The following is a 17,166-nucleotide window of genomic DNA, read 5'->3' on the forward strand; positions in this document are numbered from 1 at the left end:
AAGTTGATGTAATTGCAGTCCAGAGGAACAACATATTCGCTTAGGACATGCTTTGACGGCTTTTTGACATATTCCCTGTTTTTATTCAATAACAATCTGTCATATAATGACTCATAAATAGGTTCGTTTCCCAAAAGTGTCGGAACCGCATAAGCTATCAAAGAAACAATAATCATTGCAACAAGCGATTCGGTTGAACCGCACATCTCAGCCAGAAGGACAACACCTGTAATCGGGGACCTTACGGTTGCTGCGAAAAACCCTGCCATTGAAATGATTATGAACTTATAAATCAAATCCTGTTCAAATCCAAAGGCGGGAACAACTATTGCACCAAATACCGCTCCGATATAAGCGCCCAATACCAGGATAGGCAGGAATATTCCCCCAGGAGCTCCTGATGAGAATGAAAACATTGAAAACAGGTATTTCATTACAAGCAAAAAGACCAAAACACCTAATGACGGTACGGCCACATCCAGCATGTCCAGCATGAAGTGTCCGCCATCGCTGATTTCAGGAATTGTCAATGCCACAACACCAGATACTAAAAATACCAATACGAACTTGAGCCATGACGGGATATTGAGATTTGACATGAAATCGGATGACTTTATCATTCCGACATTATAGATATAACCTAAAATGCCTATGAAAATTCCCAAAACGATTAAAATCCAATAGTCCGGAAGCGGAATGTTCAAAACAGGAAATGTCAATGCGGTTGCCTGGCCGAAAATAACCTTTGAAATAAAATCGGATACGATGGCCGCTACAAGAGCGATGAATACCAGAGTCTTGTCGAATCCATGGTTGATTTCTTCAAAAACAAATATTACACCTGCCAATGGAGCATTGAATGCTGCCGTAATACCCACAGCAGAGCCGACAAGAATCAGTCTCAGCTCATCTGTCTTTGATCCTTTGAATAATTTGGCAACACCTTTACCCGCCATACCACCAATCTGGACTGACGGACCTTCAGGACCTAAAGACAGTCCTCCAAGAGCTGTTAAAACACCAGCCACGATTTTTGAGAAAAGCACTTTAGCCCAATTCGCTTCCATATGGCCCTTTATCTCAGCATATACCTGGGGAATTCCGCTGCCAGATGAATCGACTTCCCATTTAGTCAACCAATCTATTAAAAGACCCATTATGGTCAAGGCTGCGAAAAATAAAATCATATAACCTACATTACCTTTAATTGCAGTTAAAAAATCTCTTAAAATATGTTCCGAACCATAAAGTAGATATCTATATAAACAGACCATTAATCCGGCGAAAATACCTACCATTACACCTTGAATGGTTAAACGGAAGATATATTTTGGATTTTCTGACACAGACTTTAATGTTTTTTCAAGATGTTTCATCGATTAATAATTTATTGTATATCCTATAAATTATTATCACAAAAAAAAGTAAGATACTATAATTCAAAATGAATTATAGTATTTGTTTAAACCTATTCTAAAATTACAGCAGGTTTAATTAAATCACGTGGTTTGTCCCTCATGATAATCATTGCTTCGTAAATGTCGTCGAAGTTAGTGAATCTGTGAGTGATTAATTTACTTGAGTCAAATCTACCATATTCAACTAATTTTACGAGCTGTTCCATTCTGGCACGTCCACCAGGACATACTCCACCACGGATTGTTTTATCAGCAAGACCAGCACCCCATGCAAGTGCAGGCAATGGAACTTCAGCAACGCCGTCATAGTGGTTTACGTTACCCAATACACCACCTACTTTAAGAACTTCCAGAGCTTCCCCAACAGTACTTGCTCCACCACCGGCGACAATAACCTTATCTACACCAGCACCATCTGTCAAGTCCATGATTTGTTGTACTGTGTCACCGTCGTGGTAATCTACAATGTCTGAAGCACCATATTCTTTTGCTACTTTCACGGAGACTGGCCTGCTTCCTACAGCAAGAATTCTGGATGCACCCATAAAGTGTGCTCCTGCAACGCCCATAAGTCCGACAGGACCAATACCGAATACAGCTACAGTATCCCCTGGTCTGATTTCTGCAAGTTCAGCACCATAAAAACCAGTAGTCATCATGTCTGAAATCATTACAGCTTGATCAAGTGAAACGTTGTCTGGCAGGTGCGCTAGGTTACCGTCAGCTTGGTTTACATTGAAATGTTCTGCGAATGTTCCATCCTTAAAGGTAATGAAGCTCATTCCGGTACCCATTCCATAACAATGTTGACCGAATCCTTGTTGACCTGGAACTGTAAGCCAGTCAGGAGTGATTGCAGGTACGATTACACGGTCACCAGGTTTAAAGTCTTTTACGTGGCTTCCGACTTCTTCAACAATACCTGTGGATTCGTGTCCAAGAATCCTGTTTGGTGCATCGCTCATGTATGCATTTCCCCAAACGATGTGTACGTCAGAAGTACATGGTGCAAGTGCAATTGGCTTTACGATTGCATCATATGGTCCGCATTCTGGTTTATCTTTTTCAACCCAGTCCATTACATCTTGGTCTATTCTTGCTAGTCCTCTCATGTTTCTAACTCCTAAATTGTTTTAAGTTGACTAATTTCAGGAACAAAAAGGTATATTTGGAAGATAAAGAATTTATATTACAAATTATTGATTATGGTGAAAAATTATTTTTCATCCTCAGAAATATAATCAACTCCAATTATTATATCTAATTAAGGAATTATATAAATCTTGTTAATTGAATTAAAAAATATTCAATTTATTTTAAAAATATTATTTAATTAATATTTATATTCGAAAATTATAAAAAATTCTCAAAAATAATGTAAATTTAATCAAAATTGTATATTTTACTATATGAAAATGACATAAATTACATATGTTGAACTATTTCAAATCAAATATATAATTTTCGTAATTTTCAACAAAATATCTTATGTTTTTTCGGCCTTTTGTAAAAAAAGTGTGTCCCTCTTTGGAAAGCATCTCCTTTTGATATTCGATTCCGCCGGGATATTTTGGATTCAGCTCGCCATCACTTTTCAGTGTTCTCCAAAATGGAATCCTATTGTCCTTTCTTTCACAGCTTGCCTGGGCGGCTAAACTTATGAATATACCAGCTGTCATGGGACAAGTGAATTCAGCATCATATTTATTAGCTAAAAACTCCCTAATTTCTTTAACTGTGATGATTTTGCCTTCCGGAACTTGAGACATGATCCCGTTATACTCCAATGGGGGAGCTATCAGCATCTGAGTGCCCCCATATCTTTTTATAGATTCCTCATCAGTAATTTCGACGATTTTTGGCATGTCCTTTGAGTCATTTAACTTTTCATTGAAGCTTTTGCGGGCCATGATATCACCTAGAAACTTTTTGAAACAAACGTTATATATACATCAATAATATTTAAACTATTCCATTCTCACATCTCTAATGTAGCGAGCAGGAACTCCGGCTACAACACTATTCTCATTGACATCTTTAGTTACAACCGCACCGGCTGCTATTATAGCTCCATTTCCTATTGTAACTCCTGGAAGTATTGTTGCATTAGATCCAACCCATACATCATTGCCTATCCTAATTGGGGATGGAATCAAATTACCTCTTTTTAAAGGATTTTCCTCATGATTCAAAGTGGCCAAAACAACATTGTGACCAATCAACACATTATCACCGATATAGATTCCCCCTTGATCCTGGAATCTGCAACCTGAATTAATAAAAACATTGTTTCCCAAATGAATATTTTTTCCAAAATCAGTTGTGAAGGGTGGGAAAACCCTAAAATCATCGCTGACTTTACATCCAATCAATTGTGAGAATAATTGGCGGATTTCTTCCAAATCATGATATCTACAGTTAAGCTCACAAGTGATTTTTTGAGCTTCCTGAGAATAATAGTTGCATGTTTCAGCAGCCTCATCATCCATTTCCAATGTCTTTCCTTCATTGAAAATTTCTAAAATTTCACTAAGTTCTAACATGAATGAAATTATATTCAATCTTATATATAACTGTGTGAAATTAATTAGACACTAACTCATTTTAGACAAAATATGAAGAAGATTATTTTACAAATATTTATTATTACATTATACTAAAACTATTAATAAGAAAAAATGTTATTAGGAGGAGTTTATGCTTAACTTAATCAATCTGTTAAATCAAATCGACGATGTCATGTACTTTCCAATTCTGATTATCGTCATGGCATAGCCGGACTCTACTTCACTTATAAAACAAGAGGAGTGCAAATCAGACTGTTTCTAGAATCTGTAAGGCTATTGTTAGAGCCTTCCGAAGAGGAAGGTTCCGTATCTTCTCTGCAGGCGATGCTGGTATCCACCGCATCAAGGGTAGGTACAGGAAACATCATAGGAGTATCAACTGCAATCTGTATTGGTGGGCCTGGAGCCTGTTTCTGGATGTGGCTGATGTGTATCATCGGTGCGTCTTCCGCATTCATTGAAAGTATCCTGGCTCAAGTCTACAAGCAATACGACCCTACAGGCCATGCCTACGGGGGTCCTGCATATTACATCGAACACGGATTGGACAAGCCTAAACTGGCAGTGCTCTTTTGTATATTTCTAATCGCAACTTATGCAGTCGGATTCAACCTGCTTTGCTCTTACAACCTTCAGTCAACATTCATGGACTATTCATTCTATAATGCAACAACACCATACATCATAGGTATAATATTTGCCATTTTGACCGGATACTGCCTGCTCGGCGGAGGAAAAAGAATCATCAAGATTACAGGTACCGTCGTACCTTTCATGGGATTTGCCTATGTTGCAGTGGCATTAATCATTATCCTTTTGAATTACCAAAACATACCTGCAATGTTTGCATTGATTTTTGAAAATGCATTTGACTTCCAATCAATCTTTGGAGGCGTAGCGGGTTCATGTATGGTATACGGAATCAAAAGAGGACTCTTCTCAAACGAAGCAGGTGTAGGTTCTGCACCGAACGCATCAGCATCAGCAAACGTATCACATCCCGTAAAGCAAGGACTTGTGCAAACATTGTCCGTTTACATCGATACATTGCTTTTGTGTACAGCAACTGCATTGATGTGCCTATCCACTGGAGTTGCTAGGGATGCAGCCGTTGCCGGTGCCCCATATGTGCAGAATGCAATCTACAGCGTATTTGGTACCATAGGACCAATTTTCATCACAGTAGCGATGGATCTGTTTGCATTTACAACACTGATTGGAAATCTCTATTATGTGGATAACGCATTGATCTTTTTAAACGGCAAAACCAAACCTTCTCAGAAATTCATGTACATATTCCATATGCTGTGTGCGGTTGTCGTTTTCGTAGGTGCTATCATTCCAATGGATGCAGCTTGGGCAATGGCAGACATCTGTATGGGTGGTATGACACTTATAAACCTTCCGACCTGTGCACTTTTAGGTACAATAGCCTTTAAATGCCTGAAAGATTATGAAGCTCAAAGAAAAGAAGGAAAAAATCCTGTTTTTAAAGGAACCTCAATTGGATTTCCTGAAGATGAACTTGATTTCTGGAAATGAATTTTCATTTTCCAGAACACTTTTTTATTTTTAATATAAATATTCAAATAATAAGGAGAATAAATAATGAAACTCATATTAAAACAAAAAATGTTCTCATTGCTTGATTCCTTCGATGTTTATAGCGAAGACGGAAGTATAGCCTATAAAGTTAAGGGAGAATTAGCCCTTGCACATAAATTAAAGATATATTCTCCTGAGGGCGATGAACTCGGAGAAGTCAGTCAGAAACTCATATCAATAACACCAACATTTGAACTGTATGAAAAAGGCAAAAAAATAGGCAGCATTAAAAGGAAACTATTCAAATTATTCGGTTCAGCATACATCATAGAGTCATTAGGCTGGACTGCAAAAGGAAATTTCACAGAACGCAACTACAGCATTCATGATTCCAATGGGAATACAGTTGCTACAATCAAAAAACAACTATTGAACTTGACAGACACATACGTTTTAGACGTTGCCAATCCACAACATGCATTACACGTTTTAATGTTTGTAATTGCAATAGATGCTGAAAAATGCTCCGAAAAATAATAGTAATTAAATAGTGGGGGCTAAATTTCAATTAGTCTCCATGAATATTATCATGCCTTTTTAGGTATCCATCACCTTAAAAAGCTTCTTAACCATATTAGTTAGAGCTCCTCCAAGTGTTTCCGCACTTAGCACAGCGAATGAAATTGGTTGGGGCTTCATCGGCAGATCTTGTTTGTACTGTCCACCAGTAACCTTTTGTCCCTCCACATTTATAGCAGGTTATTTTTGTAGTAGGAAGAGCTTTTACCCCATCGGTCACTATCACTTTAGTTTCGGGATTGGTTTCACCTTCCATAGTGTATTGCTCCTTCAAATCGTCATCGTTTAATGATTTTTTATAGCCGCAGCTACATTTAATTATACCATTCTTAGGCATTAACATTGAACCACAATCAGGACAGAATTCCATACTATTAAACACCATTAAAAATTCGTAAGTATTAATTTAAAAAAACATGCATATAAAATAATCGGTTGAAAAAAGTTTTAAAAAAAAGTTTTGTTGTGAAAGGATTAACCTTCCACCATTATCAGCTTACCGGTAGCAGGATCCTTGTAAACCTTACCCATTTCGGTATAGCCTTGACCTGAACTGTTTGAAGTATCAGGAGTTTCATTCAATTCCTGGCCTTGGTCGACTTCTGTCATCTTCTGCATTTGGTCATGAACATTCTGACTCGGATCAATCATAGCCTGCATGTTCCAGCTTATGATAACAAACACAAGAAAACCGACTGCAATTACAAGCATTGCATCCACAAGGTTGGATGTACCTGACATTGGGTCTTCCTCTACCCTTTGAGTTCGTCTTCTACTACTTTTTCTCGGCATAATATCACTATCTGTTCATGTAATCTAAAACAGCATCCATCAATGCATCCAAATCAGATAAATACCTGTCATACCATCCTGATCTGACTTTTCCAATAAAGTAACATAATGCACCGGAACCGATACCCACAATGGTAGTGTTAAATGCAACAGTCAAGGAACTTGCAAGAGTATTGATGTCTCCGGCACCTAAAGCGGCAAGACCCGGACCCATTGGAATCAAAGTACCCATCAAACCTAAAGTCGGTCCGATACGGGTAATGATATCAGTTTTCTGCAATGTAGATAATGTCTTTTCTTCTTCAAATTCAAATAATTTACGAGCCAATGCTTCTCTTGAGTCTTTTCCTAAAGTTTCGGAGGATGCAATTTCCATCAAAGCCTTTTTCTGAGCTTTTGGAATATTGGCATTTGAAATCACATTTTTCAAAGCGTCAACGGATTCGGCTGCGTTAATGTCATAAATTAAATCTCTGATTGTTCCTACAGGAACCTTTTTTCTAGAAGTGTATTCTGCAATAGCTCCACCTAATGTAATAATTGAAATGATAACAATAACAAGTAGAATAATCAATACCGGAATTGTTAAACTTTGTGAGATTACATCAAGAGAACCAGTTAAAAATTCTCCACCCGGAATATTTAAAGCCATATTTTTTCACCTAAAATTTATTCTAAGATATTTCTGCCTCTTTTAGTTAAAATCATACCACCCAATAATAAAATTGCAAACGCAACAATTATCATCAGTATATCTTGAGGAGAACCAATAGTAAGAGGAGTCGTAGTTTTTGTTAAAGCTCCCGCAATGTTTGGAATAACGATTGCTGAAAGCAAGAAATATGCACCGAGCAACAACATGAAATTGCCCAAAACAATAGGATAAGGCTGATTGATATACTTGACTATTGTATTTGATGCAAAGTAAGTCACGATCATGACTGCAACCAATGCCGCTGCAGCATACCAGCTCAAGTCAAGTGAACTGACACCTATGGTTGGCGCAACAATCAAAACGCTTGCAATAATTGAACCAAAACAACATGGACAAGGAGCAATAATGGCCAGCGAAGTTGCAGTTGACGTATTCTTGTCATGTATTTTCCATTCTCTGATTGTAAACAGACCTGCAATAATCATGATTGAAGCCATTATTATATAAAATATTGTATTATAACTATAGATTGCCTGAACAAGTTGATCTGCAAAAAATGAAGCAATATATGAAATCAAAATCACTCCACCACCATAAGCAATACAAATTGCCGCAAACAGTTTTTTTGACAAATTAGCTAATCCTGATGCCAGTCCTATCTTTATTCCGAAAACAAGGACAGATGCAAAAATACCTACTTGCCATAAAACACTCATCATATCCATATTAATTTCCCCATAATCAAATAAAATTAATTACAATTAATTATTACTTTAATAAAGTATATAAATTTTATAATAATCGACATATAATCTTATGCATATCAATAATATGATTTACATATTATATTAATTAGTAACTTTTAAACTTTAAAAGAAACAAACTAATAACATTAAAGATTAATGAGGCAAAATATGTTTTGGAATGAAGAAATTGAAACTATGCCAAGGCAAGACCTTGAAGAATTACAGTTAAAGAAGCTTCAGGCAACTGTTAAAAGAGCATTTGACAAGATACCATACTATAACAAAAAATACACAGAAGCTGAAGTCTATCCAGAAGATATAGAAACTTTAAAGGATATTGAAAAACTTCCATTCATTACAAAAGATGACTTGAAGGAAAGTTATCCGTATGGGCTTTTCGCTGTTGACATTGAAGAAATCAAAGAATTGCACTCTTCATCAGGAACCACCGGAAAACCTGTAGTGTCCGGATATACCAAAAAAGACATAGGCACATGGGCAGAATGCATTGCACGTGGTTTGAAAATGATGGGATTGGATGAATCTGATATTATCCAAAATACACACGGATACGGAATGTTTACAGGAGGATTCGGAGTTCACTACGGTTCCCATAAAATCGGAGCGACAATCATTCCAATTTCAACCGGCCAGACCAGAAGGCAAATTGAAATCATGAGCGATTTTGGTGCCACATGCCTAATATTCACTCCATCTTATGGAATTCACTTAGGAGAAGTCGCCCTTGAAGATGGAATTGACCCAAAAGACTTTGGAATCAAAGCAATCGGATTTGGAGCAGAAGGATGGACCGAAGAAATCAGGCAGAGAGTGGAAGAGATATTCGGAGCAAAAGCATATAACATTTATGGTTTAACAGAACTTATGGGACCTGGTGTCGGAATAGAATGTGAAGCTCAAAAAGGTTTGCACATTGCAGAAGACATATTCTATCCTGAAATTATAGATCCAAATACTGGAAATACATTGGGAGAAAACCAGCCGGGAGAACTGGTCCTTACAAATATCGAAAGGGAAGGAATGCCAGTCATCAGATTTAGAACAAAAGACCTGACCAAAATTACATATGAACAATGTGATTGCGGCAGAACTCATGCAAGAATGAGCAGAATTACAGGCAGATCCGATGATATGATTAAAGTAAAAGGTGTAGCTATTTTCCCATCACAAATTGAAAAAGCACTGCTTAGAATTGGTGAAGTCGAGCCTCATTATATGATTATAGTTACAAGACCTGGAACTCTTGATGAAATCGAAGTCAAAGTGGAAGCATCACAGAACATTTTCTTTGATGGAGTAAAAGAGATGATGGCAATACAAAATAAAATAGCTAAATCAATAGAAAATGAAACTGGAATTCGTGTTAAAGTAACTCTTGTTGAACCAAAAACCTTACCTAGATTTGAAGGAAAAGCAAAAAGAGTAATTGATGAGAGGAACTTACATTAAGGTGATATGATGAAAATCAAACAATTATCAATATTTTTACAAAACAGAATGGGAAGTTTATCAAAACCCCTAGAAGTACTTTCTGAAAATGATGTCAATATCAGAGCAATGTGCATGGCAGACACTTCTGAATTTGGTATCTTAAGACTGGTTGTTGATAATCCTGAAAAAGGAAAAGAAGCCTTGGAAGAAAAGAATTTCCTTGTTAAGATAACTGAAATCATTGGTGTTGAAATGTATGATGGACCTGGAGGCCTTACATCAGTCTTAAAAGTCATTAAAGATAATGAAATTGATTTGGAATATCTTTATGCATTTACACATAAAATAGAAAACAAAGCTATTCTATTGCTTCATGCAGATGATATTGACAATCTGATTTCAGTATTAACCGAAAACAACATTACAGTCGTTCCTTCCAAGGAAGTATATGACTTATAAGATAATTTTTCAATTATCTTCTTTTTTTATTTAATGTGAAAAAATGGAAAACAATAGGGTAGTATTCATAGATTATCTGAAAGTCATTGGGCTTTTATGCATCATATTAGCTCATGTCTGTACAGACCAAAACATTCTGCAAATAAGAAATTTTGACGTGCCTTTGATGATACTTATTTCAGGATATCTCGCAGTTGATTCGCTTAAGAGGTGCCTTAAAAAGGACAGGCCATTTCTAAATTACTATTGGAAAAGGATTACAAGACTGCTGTTTCCAACATGGGCATTTCTGATAATATTTTTTGCGGCAATGTCATTTTTCCCAATAAACGGAATGTACCCCTATTCTACCGATTATATAATAAACAGCTTCTTATTGCTTGACGGAATGAAATATGTCTGGATTATAAGGATATTTCTCATTTGCGCATTCATAACTCCGGTAATCTATTATTTTGATAAAATAGAAAACGACTATCTGCAGTTCCTGATTTTGCTTGTCATATACATCCTATATGAAATAGCCATATTCCTACAGATTGACCAGCTGAACATTATTTTCGAGTTCATTTTGGCATATGTTATTCCTTACGGCATAATCTATCTTCTTGGAATGATAACCACCAAGACAAGCTATAAGACAGACAGGAATATTTCATTGATCTTTTTGGCAACACTTATCATCACAGGATATGTGCTTTATACAACAACAGGCATTGTACAATTTACCCAAATAATGAAATATCCTCCTAGAATATACTATATCAGTTATGCATTATTCGTGTCTTTCCTTTTATTCAGCGTCTTTAAGAAAGCCAATTTAAAGAGCAACAGATTCATCAGCTTCTGTTCAAAATCATCACTATGGATTTATCTCTGGCATGCCTTATTTATCACCATTCTCCAGTTGACTTTTGGAGAGCTGGACTGGATTTTAACATTCATTATAGTTTTAATATGTTCAATTTGTGTTACATTTATCCAAAATAAACTTTTGGACTTTTTAGAGAAGAAAAAAATCAATAAGAAAATTTTAAAAATATTCAGAGGATAAGTAATTTGCTAAATATTTTTCAATAATATCTGAATTTGCTAAATAATTTCCATTAAAACGAAAATTAATTAAAAATATTTAAATATCACTAAAAACAAATTTATTATTACGATTATCATGATTTATCATGTTAATTTTAAATAAAAGGTGATAAAAATGGGAAAACTAGATGGAAAAGTAGCAATCATAACCGGAGCAACCTCCGGAATGGGCAGAGACTCTGCAAAATTATTTGCAGCTGAAGGAGCAAAAGTAGTCGTATGCGGAAGAAACGAAGAAAGAGCAAAAGCAGTTGTAGATGATATCAAAGCTGCTGGCGGTGAAGCAATCTATGTAATCGTAGATATGGCAAACTTAGATGAAGTACCAAAAATATTTGACGAAACCATGGAAGCTTACGGAACCATTGACATCTTATTCAACAATGCAGGAGTACTTTCAATGTCCCCATTAATGGATTTAACCCTTGAAGAATGGAACAAAGTATTCAATGTCAATGTTACATCCGCATTAGTCTTAACACAACTCGTTGCACCAGTAATGAAAGAAAAAGGAAAAGGAACTATCGTAAACACCTGTTCTGTAGCATCCTTCGGAGCTCACCACGGATTCGCTGCATATGTTGACAGTAAACACGCTATGATGGGATTAACCAGATCCATGGCATGGGAATTAGGTCCAGAAATCAGATGTAACGGTATCGCACCAGGTCTTATCCACACCGCAATGGTAGACAGTATCGGAGGCCCTGGAGTATTGCAAAACATGATTGACATGTGCCCAGTCAAAAGATGTGGTGAAGGTAAAGACATTGCTGAATTAGCATTATTCCTCGCAAGCGATGAATGTACCTTCTTAGACGGCCAAATCATCAAATGTGACGGCGGATTTGAAATTTAAACTTTTAAATACATATCTTTATTTGGAAGTTAATTCTTTTAACTTCCAAATCCATTCTATTTTTCTATTGAAACACTTTAACTATATTTTAAACTAATTTTAAGACCAAATATTACATAATAAAGTAATATGAAAGCCAATATTAAAAATGCAACCCCACCAATAAATATTGACATTACACCAAAGTCATTTACCAAAAATCCCCCAATTGCAGTACCTATGGCTATTCCACCATTCAGTATGCTTAAAAATACTCCATTGGCAAGTTCAGGAGTATCAGATAAAACGGAACTTTCAACGTATTGGATGAGATTATAACCCATTCCATCCAGGACTCCGAATATCATGAACAAAATCAAAATCGGAATCAAGTATTGGGCAAAAAGATACATCAATAGAAATACAGATCCGCATACCAATTGGAATATCAGCAAGGTGGCTTTATCCTTATATACTATCAGTTTTCCGCCTATCCATGTTCCCATGATGGAAACTATCCCATAGACAAAAAGGAGAATTCCTAATTTGTATGTAAGTATGTGGCTTACTGTCTGAAGGAAATAAGGCATGTAATTGTAGACAATGCTTGCCCCAATAGGCATCATGATTATTGCAATTGACGCTACCATAAATTCCTTTGATTTCAAGTTAGACAATGGCATCTCGTAACTTTTGGCCTTTCCGCTGATTCTTGGAAAGAACAATGATATTAGAATCAATGACAGGAGATTTATCAAAAATATCCACAACATCGCAATTTCATAATTGAAAATCGTTCCAAGAGCGGTTGTTATAGGCAGCCCCACAATGCTTCCAATGGAAATTCCCAAAAGAATTTTGGTTATATAATCCTGCTTTTCGCCTTCAGGAGCAATCTCTTCACAAACAGTCAAGGCTATTGAAATGAATGAGGGATAGAATACCGCAGAAAACACTCTAAAGAATAACGACAGATAAAGATTATCTGAAAAGATAATTACAAAATTAGAAATCGCAAACACGGTTAAAATGGATAAAAATGTTTTTTTGCGCTCATACCTTGAAAAAATGATTGGAATGAACAATCCGCAAACAGCTATTGTAAATGTAAATGAACTAACATACAATCCTGAAATAGCGATTGTGGTATTGAAATGAGCAGATATCTGCGAGATTATCCCAACAATGCTTAATGGAGTGTTGATGCCTAGCGAAGCTAACGCTAAAATGTAAAGTAAAGTTTTGGGATTTTCTCTCATAAAAAAATTCCGTTAAGAAAAAAAGAAAATTAAGAGATTTGATTATTTTTCAATAACAAATCCATGGTTTTGCGCTTTAGTTACAAATACGGTTCCTTTGCCTTCCATCATCTCTTTGATCTTATCGACAATGAACTCATTTGATTCATCAAACACAGTATATAAAACAGGTCCGAAAGAACTGATACCCGCACCATAAGCTCCGGCGTCTTCCATAGCCTGCATGGTTGGTAGGTAGCTGTCATCCAAGCTGTGTTCCAATTTGTTGAAACCTACTTTTTGAAGCTCGCTTACTACCCATCCGAAGTTCTTGATATCCTTTTCCAGCATGAACGGAACGAGATTCATTAAAATCAAATGAGATACTTGTTCCACTTCCTCTTTTGGAATAGGACAGTAAGTCTGGAATACGTCCACTTCATCGGAACCTTCCATGTGCTTTTCGATTTTAGGGATGACTATTAAGATTTTCCACTCTTCAGGGAAGTCATACCTTGCAATTAATGTAGCAGGTTTTGCTTTTGATGCACCTGAAGGCAAGAACAAAGGTTTTTCTTCCTTACTGTGTCCACCGTCTAAGATGAATCCTCCCAAATCGTGAGTATATGTTCCGATTCCAGAAGTTCCTCCTCTTCCGACAATACTGCTTAATATTCTGCTTTCCACTTCAATGCCCATTGTTTCAGTAATCAAATGAGCAGTGGAAACTGCAATCTGTGTTCCGCTTCCAAATCCGGAATGCGGAGGGTATGTTTGGTGAACTGTAAATTTAAAACCTGAATCTATATCAAAATAATCAAGAGTTTTTTGAGCTGCTTTAGGAATCTTTTCCTTACATTCCAAAATAGCTTCTTCATCAGTTACAGTGTCAGCAAATTCAAGTTCTATTCCGCTTTCAATTTGCTCAGATTCTAAAACGAATTGTGGGTCAGCTAATGCTAAACCAATTCCACCATCGACTCTTCTATATGACCCATTTAAATCAATGAGAGACATATGAATTCTTGAAGGGGCTCTAATTATCATTTCTTTTCACTTCCATTTTTTAAATAAACAATTAATTTATGAACTTAATATATAATAAATTTTATTATATAAAAATCATGAGAAAAAAATAGTTTTAAAACTCTAAATTATCAACAACACGGACTAATTTTTCTGCCAGGCCGCATGTTACCTCCATTGATTCGAAAGAATAACATTCATAAACAATGGTAGCTATTCCCGCTTTTGAAGTAGGTTCAGTAATAAATGAAGGGCTTGATCTGAATTCGGGCGCATAATAAACAATGCCTTCAATAGAATCGATAATTATATCCATATATTTGGATGATTTTTCATCAAAACCTGGAGCGAATACGAAATTGGTTATCTGATAATCCCCCGGTCCGTGAGATCCCCTATTGGAGTGAATATCCAAAAACAAATCGTATTTTTCATTGATTATGTGAGGCGCTACAAATTCCTGGGCCAATAGCTGACCTTCATCACGCCCTTCGCTTTCGGAATCCTTATCGTTAACATTGATGTTGTATATATAATAGCAATATTTCAAATCGTCACTTGAAGTTACTATATCAAACAAAGCCCTGTGGGATTTGCTCTCTAAAGGATGCATGCCAATCAGATATGCAATCCTGATTTGTGAAGACGAATCCCCAAAAGGACCGTGAATATGTACACTGCCCAATTCATTTTCACCAAGTAACTTTGCATCGAATTCTGTTGAATCGACTTGCGCTTCATCCGTAGGGCCATCTGAATACATCAAAACACCAAAAAAAATAAGTAAAGACTAGAATTTAATCTAGTCTGCAGATGGTGCACGTGCACCTAATTCTTTGTTTAATTCGTAAATTAATCTGTTGTCGCCATCAGCGAGTTTGATTTTTGCAACCAATTCCATTGCATTTTCTTCTTCTTCGACTTGTTCTTCAACAAACCATTGCAGGAAGTTGTTGGTTGCATGGTCTTTTTCTTCAATAGCCAAATCAACTAAATCGTTAATAAGACCAGTTACCTTTTTTTCATGTTCTAAAACATGTTCAAATGCAGCTACCGGAGAATCCCATTCAGTTTGAGGTCCTTCAATTTCGGTTAAGGTTACGGAAGCTCCTCTTCTGATAATGTAGTCATAGAATTTCATTCCATGTTCTAATTCTTCAGCTGCTTGTACTCTCATCCAATTTGCAAATCCTGCTAAGTCTTCATCTTCAAAGTAAGCTGCCATGGATAAGTATAAATATCCTGAATAAATTTCAGCATTTAATTGTCCGTTTAAAGCTTTTTCCATATTTTCGGATACCATTATATCACCAGTTATACATTTGTAATTAATTTAATATATATTTTAAATATCATCACCCAATAAAAAGTCAATGATATTCAAATGTTTTACACCATTTTGTGAAAAATCAAATCTGTCTGTACTAATAACATATGAATCATATTTATCAGGAATCTTAAAGAAAGGAGTAAACTCTCTATTAATTGTTTCATCTGTTGTTAAAAGATAAGCTACTTGAATATATACATATCTGCCTGATTTCTCACAAACAAAATCTATTTCTTTAGCTTTGCCGTCTTCCTCATTTTTTTCATCTAATCTCCCAACAGTAACATTATAACCCCTTCTTAAAAGTTCAATATACACAATATTTTCCAAAATGCGAGGGATTTTTCTTGCACTTTTCTCAATCAATGCATTATGAAAACCATGATCCATCAAATAATACTTTTCATAAATTGTAAGTGCTCTTTTTCCTTTAATATCAAAACGACGACATTTTGAAATAAAAAATGTTTGCTGCAAATACTTATTATATTTTAATAATGTATCCTGTGTAGTACGAATATTATTTCCATTTAAATAATTTTTAATACTTTTCGATGAAAATGTTTCACCGATATTTCCTATCATATATTCAATGAATCTTTGCAACAAATCAATTTTATCAATTTTAAAACGTGAAATAATATCATTCAATAAAATTGATGTATATATATCTCTTAAACCTTCAGTTTTCATACGATTCCCGCTTAATGATAAAATACCGGGCATTCCACCATAATCAAAATAATCATCGAATAGTTCATTAATTGAACTTTTTGTTAATTTTATACCTTCAATTTCTTCATGATATTGTAAAAATTCTTTAAAAGAAAAGGGATACACATTAATAGTCAAATACCTGCCTGCTAAATGAGTTGCTAATTCTCCAGATAACAATTTTGAATTAGAACCTGAAATATAGATATCACAATCAAAAGAAACTCTATACCCATTTATAGATTTTTCCCATCCTTGAACTTGTTGAATTTCATCAAAAAACAAATAAACTCTATCTTTAATATTTTTTATTTTTTCATCGATTATTTCATCCAATTCTTTAGAATCCTCAATATTTTTATATTCTGGAGATTCAAATGAAATAAAAATAATATTTTCTTTTTTTACACCCCTCTTATAAAGTTCATCCATTATATTATATAGTAAACTTGTTTTTCCTGACCTTCTAATTCCCAAATAAACTTTAATAAAGTCAGAATCAACATAATTATCAAACTGTTCAATATATGATTCTCTTTTAATCAATTTATGCATATAAACACATCCAATATCATTTAATAAAGAAAATTACTTAATATAAACATTTTTTAAAATTTCTGTCTATACTAAGATAGAATTTTAAAATATAAAAAACTATCTGCCTATACTAAGATAGAATTTTAAAATATAAAAAACTATCTGCATATACTAA

The 17,166-nt window shown here is 35.2% G+C and carries 19 protein-coding genes; 6 read left to right on the top strand and 13 right to left on the bottom strand.

Annotated features, from left to right (window positions below; all coding sequences use genetic code 11):
• From ACJROP_RS08965 to ACJROP_RS08980, 4 genes are all read right to left on the bottom strand, one after another.
• Positions 1 to 1,376 (bottom strand): ClC family H(+)/Cl(-) exchange transporter (locus ACJROP_RS08965; protein ID WP_406535131.1); only part of this gene is annotated, 1,376 nt, incomplete at its 3' end.
• Between the two features lie 92 nt (positions 1,377 to 1,468).
• Positions 1,469 to 2,530, bottom strand: coding sequence for an NAD(P)-dependent alcohol dehydrogenase (locus ACJROP_RS08970; RefSeq protein WP_406535132.1), 1,062 nt, complete (start codon positions 2,528 to 2,530; stop codon positions 1,469 to 1,471).
• A gap of 327 nt (positions 2,531 to 2,857) precedes the next feature.
• On the bottom strand, positions 2,858 to 3,328 hold the full coding sequence (locus ACJROP_RS08975; protein WP_406535133.1) for a methylated DNA-protein cysteine methyltransferase: 471 nt from the start codon (positions 3,326 to 3,328) through the stop codon (positions 2,858 to 2,860).
• A 57-nt stretch (positions 3,329 to 3,385) separates the two neighbouring features.
• Positions 3,386 to 3,961, bottom strand: coding sequence for a sugar O-acetyltransferase (locus tag ACJROP_RS08980; RefSeq protein WP_406535134.1), 576 nt, complete (start codon positions 3,959 to 3,961; stop codon positions 3,386 to 3,388).
• Between the two features lie 264 nt (positions 3,962 to 4,225).
• Here ACJROP_RS08980 and ACJROP_RS08985 point away from each other — a divergent pair, with 264 nt between their 5' ends.
• Together ACJROP_RS08985 and ACJROP_RS08990 are read left to right on the top strand one after the other, a co-directional pair.
• Positions 4,226 to 5,527, top strand: coding sequence for an alanine/glycine:cation symporter family protein (locus tag ACJROP_RS08985; protein ID WP_406535135.1), 1,302 nt, complete (start codon positions 4,226 to 4,228; stop codon positions 5,525 to 5,527).
• A gap of 66 nt (positions 5,528 to 5,593) precedes the next feature.
• Positions 5,594 to 6,067 (top strand): LURP-one-related/scramblase family protein, encoded by a 474-nt coding sequence (locus ACJROP_RS08990; RefSeq protein WP_406535136.1) that lies wholly within the window; start codon positions 5,594 to 5,596, stop codon positions 6,065 to 6,067.
• 97 nt (positions 6,068 to 6,164) lie between these two features.
• On the opposite strand, the gene ACJROP_RS08995 is transcribed toward ACJROP_RS08990, so the two are convergent.
• The 4 genes from ACJROP_RS08995 to ACJROP_RS09010 all read right to left on the bottom strand — a co-directional run bounded on the left by ACJROP_RS08995 (position 6,165) and on the right by ACJROP_RS09010 (position 8,281).
• The gene (locus tag ACJROP_RS08995; protein ID WP_406535137.1) at positions 6,165 to 6,479 is read right to left on the bottom strand and encodes a transcription factor S; all 315 of its coding nucleotides are present in this window, start codon (positions 6,477 to 6,479) and stop codon (positions 6,165 to 6,167) included.
• A 104-nt stretch (positions 6,480 to 6,583) separates the two neighbouring features.
• The gene (locus ACJROP_RS09000) at positions 6,584 to 6,904 is read right to left on the bottom strand and encodes a DUF2149 domain-containing protein (protein ID WP_406535149.1); all 321 of its coding nucleotides are present in this window, start codon (positions 6,902 to 6,904) and stop codon (positions 6,584 to 6,586) included.
• Positions 6,905 to 6,908: 4 nt separating this feature from the next.
• On the bottom strand, positions 6,909 to 7,553 hold the full coding sequence (locus ACJROP_RS09005; RefSeq protein WP_406535138.1) for a MotA/TolQ/ExbB proton channel family protein: 645 nt from the start codon (positions 7,551 to 7,553) through the stop codon (positions 6,909 to 6,911).
• A 17-nt stretch (positions 7,554 to 7,570) separates the two neighbouring features.
• Positions 7,571 to 8,281 carry a DUF2162 domain-containing protein gene (locus ACJROP_RS09010; protein WP_406535139.1) on the bottom strand — a complete coding sequence of 237 codons (711 nt, stop codon included), beginning with the start codon at positions 8,279 to 8,281 and terminating at the stop codon, positions 7,571 to 7,573.
• Between the two features lie 189 nt (positions 8,282 to 8,470).
• On the opposite strand from ACJROP_RS09010, the gene ACJROP_RS09015 reads away from it, so the two are divergent.
• From ACJROP_RS09015 to ACJROP_RS09030, 4 genes are all read left to right on the top strand, one after another.
• A complete protein-coding gene (locus ACJROP_RS09015) occupies positions 8,471 to 9,772 on the top strand; it encodes a phenylacetate--CoA ligase family protein (RefSeq protein ID WP_406535140.1) in 1,302 nt (433 codons plus the stop codon).
• A gap of 6 nt (positions 9,773 to 9,778) precedes the next feature.
• A complete protein-coding gene (locus ACJROP_RS09020) occupies positions 9,779 to 10,213 on the top strand; it encodes an acetolactate synthase (protein ID WP_406535141.1) in 435 nt (144 codons plus the stop codon).
• A 43-nt stretch (positions 10,214 to 10,256) separates the two neighbouring features.
• Entirely contained in the window at positions 10,257 to 11,267 is a 1,011-nt protein-coding gene (locus tag ACJROP_RS09025) for an acyltransferase family protein (RefSeq protein WP_406535142.1), read from the top strand.
• A 156-nt stretch (positions 11,268 to 11,423) separates the two neighbouring features.
• A complete protein-coding gene (locus ACJROP_RS09030) occupies positions 11,424 to 12,167 on the top strand; it encodes an SDR family NAD(P)-dependent oxidoreductase (protein ID WP_406535143.1) in 744 nt (247 codons plus the stop codon).
• A 77-nt stretch (positions 12,168 to 12,244) separates the two neighbouring features.
• On the opposite strand, the gene ACJROP_RS09035 is transcribed toward ACJROP_RS09030, so the two are convergent.
• The 5 genes from ACJROP_RS09035 to ACJROP_RS09055 form a co-directional block, all read right to left on the bottom strand.
• On the bottom strand, positions 12,245 to 13,405 hold the full coding sequence (locus ACJROP_RS09035; RefSeq protein ID WP_406535144.1) for an MFS transporter: 1,161 nt from the start codon (positions 13,403 to 13,405) through the stop codon (positions 12,245 to 12,247).
• Positions 13,406 to 13,447: 42 nt separating this feature from the next.
• Positions 13,448 to 14,431: a beta-ribofuranosylaminobenzene 5'-phosphate synthase gene (locus ACJROP_RS09040; RefSeq protein WP_406535145.1), complete on the bottom strand. Its 984-nt coding sequence runs from the start codon at positions 14,429 to 14,431 to the stop codon at positions 13,448 to 13,450.
• A gap of 94 nt (positions 14,432 to 14,525) precedes the next feature.
• A complete protein-coding gene (locus ACJROP_RS09045) occupies positions 14,526 to 15,173 on the bottom strand; it encodes an adhesin (protein ID WP_406535146.1) in 648 nt (215 codons plus the stop codon).
• Positions 15,174 to 15,212: 39 nt separating this feature from the next.
• Positions 15,213 to 15,713, bottom strand: coding sequence for a ferritin (locus tag ACJROP_RS09050; protein ID WP_406535147.1), 501 nt, complete (start codon positions 15,711 to 15,713; stop codon positions 15,213 to 15,215).
• A gap of 42 nt (positions 15,714 to 15,755) precedes the next feature.
• On the bottom strand, positions 15,756 to 17,009 hold the full coding sequence (locus ACJROP_RS09055; protein ID WP_406535148.1) for an ATP-binding protein: 1,254 nt from the start codon (positions 17,007 to 17,009) through the stop codon (positions 15,756 to 15,758).
• Positions 17,010 to 17,166: the final 157 nt, after the last annotated feature.

The sequence above is a fragment of the Methanobrevibacter sp. genome (genome assembly GCF_045220775.1).
GTDB lineage: Archaea > Methanobacteriota > Methanobacteria > Methanobacteriales > Methanobacteriaceae > Methanocatella.